Origin of the sequence: Ciceribacter azotifigens (genome assembly GCF_048159625.1) — a bacterium.
GTDB classification, from domain to species: Bacteria; Pseudomonadota; Alphaproteobacteria; order Rhizobiales; family Rhizobiaceae; genus Allorhizobium; species Allorhizobium azotifigens.
On record NZ_JBLQTA010000012.1, the window covers coordinates 131,232 to 138,036 of the forward strand.

3 protein-coding genes are annotated in these 6,805 nt (G+C 63.6%); all 3 read left to right on the forward strand.

What is annotated here, in order from left to right:
- Positions 1-2 precede the first annotated feature (2 nt).
- The 3 genes from ACM6UT_RS16955 (at position 3) to ACM6UT_RS16965 (ending at position 6,487) form a co-directional block, all read left to right on the forward strand.
- Complete coding sequence (locus ACM6UT_RS16955) at positions 3-2,099, forward strand: bifunctional rhamnulose-1-phosphate aldolase/short-chain dehydrogenase (protein WP_416798523.1); 2,097 nt, start codon at positions 3-5, stop codon at positions 2,097-2,099.
- Positions 2,100-2,291: 192 nt separating this feature from the next.
- Complete coding sequence (rhaI, locus tag ACM6UT_RS16960; protein WP_416798524.1) at positions 2,292-3,584, forward strand: L-rhamnose catabolism isomerase; 1,293 nt, start codon at positions 2,292-2,294, stop codon at positions 3,582-3,584.
- A gap of 278 nt (positions 3,585-3,862) precedes the next feature.
- A complete protein-coding gene (locus ACM6UT_RS16965) occupies positions 3,863-6,487 on the forward strand; it encodes a DNA translocase FtsK (protein ID WP_416798525.1) in 2,625 nt (874 codons plus the stop codon).
- Positions 6,488-6,805: the final 318 nt, after the last annotated feature.

The following is a 6,805-nucleotide window of genomic DNA, read 5'->3' on the forward strand; positions in this document are numbered from 1 at the left end:
CAATGACGGGCCAAACCCGCCTTCTCGAAAACCGTTGGGACGACGCTCACGCTGCAAAGCTCGACGAGCCCGGCAAGCTGCTCTACCGCTCCAATCTCTTGGGCGCCGACAAGCGCATCACCAATTACGGTGGCGGCAACACTTCGGCCAAGGTCATGGAAACCGATCCGCTGACCGGCGAGAAGGTTCGTGTGATGTGGGTCAAGGGTTCCGGCGGCGACGTCGGCACGATCAAGCTCGACGGCTTCTCTACCCTCTACATGGACAAGCTCGAGGCGCTAAAGACCCTGTACAAGGGCGTCGAGGACGAAGACCGCATGGTCGGCTTCCTGCCCCACTGCACCTTCAACCTGAACCCGCGCGCCGCCTCGATCGACACGCCGCTGCATGGTTTCGTACCCTTCACCCATGTCGACCACATGCATCCGGATGCGATCATCGCGATCGCCGCCTCGAAGAACTCCAGGGAACTGACGCAGAAGATCTTTGGCGCCGACATCGGCTGGCTGCCCTGGCGCCGCCCCGGCTTCCAGCTCGGCCTCGACCTCGAAGCCTTCGTCAAGGCGAACCCGACCGCCAAGGGCGTCGTGCTGGAAAGCCACGGCCTGTTTACCTGGGCGAATGACGCCAAGGACTGCTACCTTCTGACGCTCGAGATCATCAACAAGGCGATCGAGTGGTTCGCCAAGGAAACCGAAGGCAAGACGATCTTCGGCGGAGCGGTTGCCAAGAGCCTTCCGGAAGCCGAACGCCGCGCCATCGCCGCGAAACTGATGCCGGAGATCCGTGGCCGCATCGGCAAGACTGAGCGCAAGCTCGGTCACTTCGACGACCAGGCCGCCGTCCTCGAATTCGTCAATTCGAAGGAACTGGAGCCGCTCGGTTTACTCGGCACCTCCTGCCCCGACCACTTCCTGCGCACCAAGATCCGTCCGCTGATCGTCGATTTCGATCCGGCCAAGCCCGATGTGGACGCCGTGATCGCCGGCCTCGACAAGGCGCTCGAAGACTACCGCGCCGACTACACGCGCTATTACGAGACCTGCAAGCACGACAATTCGCCGAAGATGCGTGACCCGAACCCGGTCATCTTCCTCGTGCCCGGCGTCGGCATGCTGTCCTTCGCCAAGGACAAGGCGACCGCCCGCATCGCCGGCGAGTTCTATGTCAACGCCATCAACGTCATGAAGGGCGCCTCGACGGTCTCGGAATATCAGGGCCTGCCCGAACAGGAAGCCTTCGACATCGAGTACTGGCTGCTCGAGGAAGCCAAGCTCCAACGCATGCCGAAGCCGAAATCGCTGGCCGGCCGCGTGGCCTTCGTCACCGGCGGCGCCGGCGGTATCGGCCGCGCCACGGCCGAACGCCTGATGTCCGAAGGCGCCTGCGTGGTGCTCGCCGACATCGACGCCAATGCGCTCGCCGACACGCTTGCCGACTTCTCCAAGCGTTATGGTGGCGACAGCGTTCGTTCCGTCACGCTCGACGTGACGAAGGAAGAGGCCGTCACCTCGACCTTCGCGGAAGCCTGCATCGAATTCGGCGGCGTCGACATCCTCGTCTCCAATGCCGGCATCGCCTCTTCCGCTCCGGTCGAGGACACCACGCTTGCCATGTGGAACAAGAACATCGACATCCTGGCAACCGGCTACTTCCTCGTCTCCCGCGAAGCTTTCCGTCTGTTCCGCCGTCAGGCGATTGGTGGCAATATCGTCTTCGTCGCCTCGAAGAACGGCCTCGCCTCCTCGCCGAACGCATCCGCTTACTGCACCGCCAAGGCCGCCGAGATCCATCTCGCACGCTGCCTGGCGCTCGAAGGCGCAGACGCCGGCATTCGCGTCAACACGGTCAATCCGGATGCGGTGCTGCGCGGCTCGAAGATCTGGAACGGCGAATGGCGCGAACAGCGTGCGGCGTCCTCCAAGATCGAGGTCACCGATCTGGAGGAACACTATCGCAAGCGTTCGATGCTGAAGCTCAACGTCTTCCCTGAGGACATCGCCGAGGCGATCTACTTCCTCGCCTCCGACCTCTCCGCCAAGTCGACCGGCAACATCATCAATGTCGATGCCGGTAACGCCCAGAGCTTCACGCGCTGAGCAAGCTTTAGCACCCCCTCTGCCCTGCCGGGCATCTCCCCCACAAGGGGGGAGAAGAACAGGAGTTGACCGAGCGTAACCGCGATGACTTTGCTTGGCGCACAAGGCATCGGCAAACGCGAGTTAAGTCTCCCCCCTTGTGGGGGAGATGTCACGAAGTGACAGAGGGGGAATACCTTTGGGAGGAAAACAATGACCGATCAGAAAATCGCCGCCGACGTCATCGCGGCCGAGAACGACAAGCGCGCTTCAGCGCTCAAGTCCGACTATGCGGCGCTCGGCGAAAAGCTCGCCCGCGGCAATGTCGACATCGAGGCGGTCACCGCCAAGGTCGCGGAATTCTTCGTCGCCGTTCCCTCCTGGGGTGTGGGCACCGGCGGCACCCGCTTTGCCCGTTTCCCGGGCCTGGGCGAACCGCGCCATATCTTCGACAAGCTCGACGATTGCGCCGTCATCCACCAGCTGACGCGCGCCACGCCGACGGTCTCGCTGCACATTCCCTGGGACAAGGCCGATCCGAAGGATCTGAAGGCCAAGGGCGAGGCGCTGGGCCTAGGCTTCGACGCGATGAACTCCAACACCTTCTCGGATGCGCCCGACCAGGCCCATTCCTACAAGTTCGGTTCGCTCAGCCACGTCGACGCGGCGACCCGCGCCCAGGCCGTCGAGCACAACATCGAATGCATCGAGCTCGGCGAGGCGATCGGTTCCAAGGCGCTCACCGTATGGGTCGGCGACGGCTCGAACTTCCCCGGCCAGACGAACTTTACCCGCCAGTTCGAGCGCTATCTCGCCGCGATGGCGGATATCTACAAGGCGCTCCCCGACGACTGGCGGATCTTCTCCGAGCACAAGATGTACGAGCCGGCCTTCTATTCGACCGTCGTGCAGGACTGGGGCTCCAACCTCCTGATCGCCCAGACGCTGGGCGACAAGGCCTTCTGCCTGGTCGACCTCGGCCATCACGCGCCGAATACCAATATCGAGATGATCGTCGCCCGGCTGATCCAGTTCGGCAAGCTCGGCGGCTTCCATTTCAACGATTCGAAATATGGCGACGACGACCTAGACGCCGGCTCGATCGAGCCTTACCGCCTCTTCCTCGTCTTCAACGAACTGGTCGATGCCGAACATCGCGGCGTGAAGGGCTTCCATCCGGCGCACATGATTGACCAGAGCCACAATGTCACCGATCCGATCGAGAGCCTGATCTCCAGCGCCAACGAGATCCGCCGTGCCTATGCCCAGGCCCTGCTGGTCGACCGCGCGGCCCTTGCCGGATTCCAGGAGGGCAATGACGCCCTGATGGCGACCGAGACGCTGAAGCGGGCCTACCGCACCGATGTCGAGCCGATCCTCGCCGAAGCCCGCCGCCGCGCCGGCGGCGCGATCGACCCGGTCGCCGCCTACCGCGCCAGCGGCTATCGTGCCAGGGTCGCAGCCGAACGGCCGGCGACAAAAGGCGGGTCCGGCGGTATCGTGTGATCCGGCACCAACAGCACAGGAAAACATCGACACACCGCGCTCCGGTCGTTCCGGAGCGCGTTTGCATGCGTATCAGATGAGCATCCGGCCGTCTCGTCGCCCTCCGCCGGACGCAAGCGAAAGCCGGTGTGGCACAGCCGCCGCACCTCGTAATTTGCCGACACTGCATCCGGGGAAAGGGCACTCACCGGCAGGCTCCGGCAAGACCTGGTTAACCTTTATTTTTTAGTAAGATCATCAGCGTCCGTTGTTCGTGTTCGAGAGATGTGCAGGTAGCCATGCGTTTCAGCCGTTCGAATTTCTCAAGATTTACCAGTGACTTGGAAGAGGAACGGAAGGGATCGGAGGCCGGACGTGAAAAGCCGCACAAGCCGGCGGTAAATCCGGCGGACCCGCAGACGGCAGCTTCGGGCGACACGGCGGGCAACACCGATTCGATTGCAGCGAGCGAGATAGAAGGCCGCGACGCCCCGATCTGGCAGAGGGCTTTCGTGCTTGGTCCTAACGTCCGCTTCACCCGCACGCCTGATACCGCGCTCTCAAAGCGTGTGCCCGCCGCTCAGACGATCCAGCCCGTAATCGCCACCGCCCCTTCCCAGACCTCCGAACCTGTGGCGAGCGCGCCCGTCACCGCCGTACCACCGCGTACCTCGGCAGAGAGCGCCGAACGCGTGATCGCGCGACCGCAATTCCTGCCGCAACCGCCGGACGCCAAGGGCGCGCGGGCGCTCAGCTATCGTCTCCGCCGTGAACTTGCCCGAAGCCCGGCCGAGGAAACCCTGTCTGCAACCGCGGCGTCCGACAGCCTGCAGGTGGAAGCGGCGGCCGCCCCGAACGTGACCCATAACGCCACTGTGAGCTTCGAGGCTCCCGAGGTGGGGCAAACCGAATCTCCGACAACTATCGCGCCGGTCCGTGCCACTAGCGGAGAGGCTTACCCGCTATCGCCGACGGCCTTCCTCTCCGATCACGTCTTCTGGGAGGCAATGATAGAGCTCGATGATCGAGCCGCGCAGACGAGACTCCTGCCTCAGCCCGCGGAGCCTAAGATCGCCACGGTTCCCGTGGCGGCAGCCGTGGCTGAAACATCTGCACGCTCGGTGCCCGTCCAGGTGAATGCACCGGCCTTCACCCCGCCCGCCGCGGATGCGGAGTGGTCCGTCACCTCGCTCTACCGGCAGGTTGATCTTCGTCGATCCGACTCGACCGTCGCCGCAAATCAGACCGTTCCCGAGGCGATTGTTGTTGCCGAACCGACAGCCCCGTTCGAACCGGTGGCCGACGAGAAGACCGTACCGTCCGCCATAGAGGTCGCTGAACGTCCCGCCCTCCGCGGTCGCTCGGCGGATATCCATGCACCGTCGGACGGGGGATACGAGTTTCCTTCGATCGATCTCCTGCAATTGCCGCAGTACCGTGAGACACATACGATGACACCGGAAGCGCTGGAGCAAAGCGCCGGCCTGCTCGAGAGCGTTCTCGAAGACTTCGGCGTCAAGGGCGAGATCATCGACGTTCGCCCCGGCCCGGTCGTCACGCTCTACGAATTCGAGCCGGCTCCGGGCGTCAAATCCTCCCGCGTCATCGGCCTTTCCGACGATATCGCCCGTTCGATGTCGGCGCTCTCTGCGCGCGTCGCCGTGGTGCCGGGCCGCAACGTGATCGGCATCGAACTGCCGAACCCTGTCCGCGAGACCGTCTACTTCCGCGAACTCATCGAATCGCGGGACTACAGCGAGACCCGCTTCCAGCTGCCGGTCTGCCTCGGCAAAACCATCGGCGGCGAGCCGGTCATCGCCGAACTCGCGAAGATGCCTCACCTGCTGGTTGCCGGCACGACCGGCTCGGGCAAGTCGGTCGCCATCAACACGATGATCCTGTCGCTGCTCTATCGGCTCAAGCCGGAAGAATGCCGCCTGATCATGGTCGATCCGAAGATGCTCGAACTGTCCGTCTATGACGGGATCCCGCATCTCCTGACACCGGTCGTCACCGACCCGAAGAAGGCGGTGATGGCACTGAAGTGGGCCGTGCGCGAGATGGAGGACCGCTATCGCAAGATGTCGCGCCTCGGCGTGCGCAATATCGACGGTTACAACGGCCGCGCCGCCACCGCCCGCACTAAGGGCGAGACCATCCTCTGCACGATCCAGTCGGGCTTCGACCGCTCCACCGGCGAGGCGATCTACGAGCAGGAAGAGATGGACCTCTCGCCGATGCCGTACATCGTCGTCATCGTCGACGAGATGGCAGATCTCATGATGGTCGCCGGCAAGGAGATCGAAGGCGCGATCCAGCGGCTCGCGCAGATGGCCCGTGCGGCGGGCATCCATCTGATCATGGCGACACAGCGCCCGTCGGTCGATGTCATTACCGGAACGATCAAGGCGAATTTCCCGACACGCATTTCCTTCCAGGTGACGTCGAAAATCGACAGCCGTACCATTCTCGGCGAACAGGGCGCCGAACATCTGCTCGGCCAGGGTGACATGCTGCACATGATGGGTGGCGGTCGCATTGCGCGCGTGCATGGCCCGTTCGTCTCCGACCACGAGGTGGAGAAGGTGGTCGCACACCTGAAAACCCAAGGGCGCCCGGAATACCTGGGTACGGTGACGGAGGATGCAGACGAAGCCGAGACAGACGAAGACGAAGCAGTCTTCGATCGCTCGGCTATGGGCGAGGAGGATGCCACCGATCTCTACGACAAGGCGGTGAAGATCGTCATGCGCGACAAGAAGTGCTCGACCTCCTACATCCAGCGCAAGCTCTCCATCGGCTACAACCGCGCAGCGTCCCTCGTCGAACGGATGGAGCAGGAGGGACTTGTCGGCCCCGCCAATCATGTCGGAAAACGCTCGATCATCGCCGATGGCTCAGAGCGCGGCGACGGCGCAGTCTGACGGAAGACACGAGACAGGTGCGGGCGCGCCGGCAGCGGCCGGCCCAGACATGTAACCCACGAGGGCTTCGACGAGCGCGCGGCCATTTCCGGCCGCTCAGTCGGCAGGTCGCTTGCTATGCCCTGACATATCGTCGACGCGAGGAGACATCTCCCGATCATCGCCGTCCGCCCATGCAGGACGCGCATGGCGGAGAACAGCCCGCGCACGTCGACAGTTCCTCCCGGCGCATGCGGGGATTATGGCCAGATCCGCGGCCGCGCTCAATTCAAGCTCTGTTCATCCCCGTGCATGCGGGGAGCATGATTGGGAGGGCCG

Bases quoted from the DNA above. Each gene is read 5' to 3' on its own strand.
- ACM6UT_RS16965 (WP_416798525.1), top strand. From the start codon at position 3,863: ATGCGTTTCAGCCGTTCGAATTTCTCAAGATTTACCAGTGACTTGGAA.
- rhaI (WP_416798524.1), top strand. From the start codon at position 2,292: ATGACCGATCAGAAAATCGCCGCCGACGTCATCGCGGCCGAGAACGAC.
- ACM6UT_RS16955 (WP_416798523.1), top strand. From the start codon at position 3: ATGACGGGCCAAACCCGCCTTCTCGAAAACCGTTGGGACGACGCTCAC.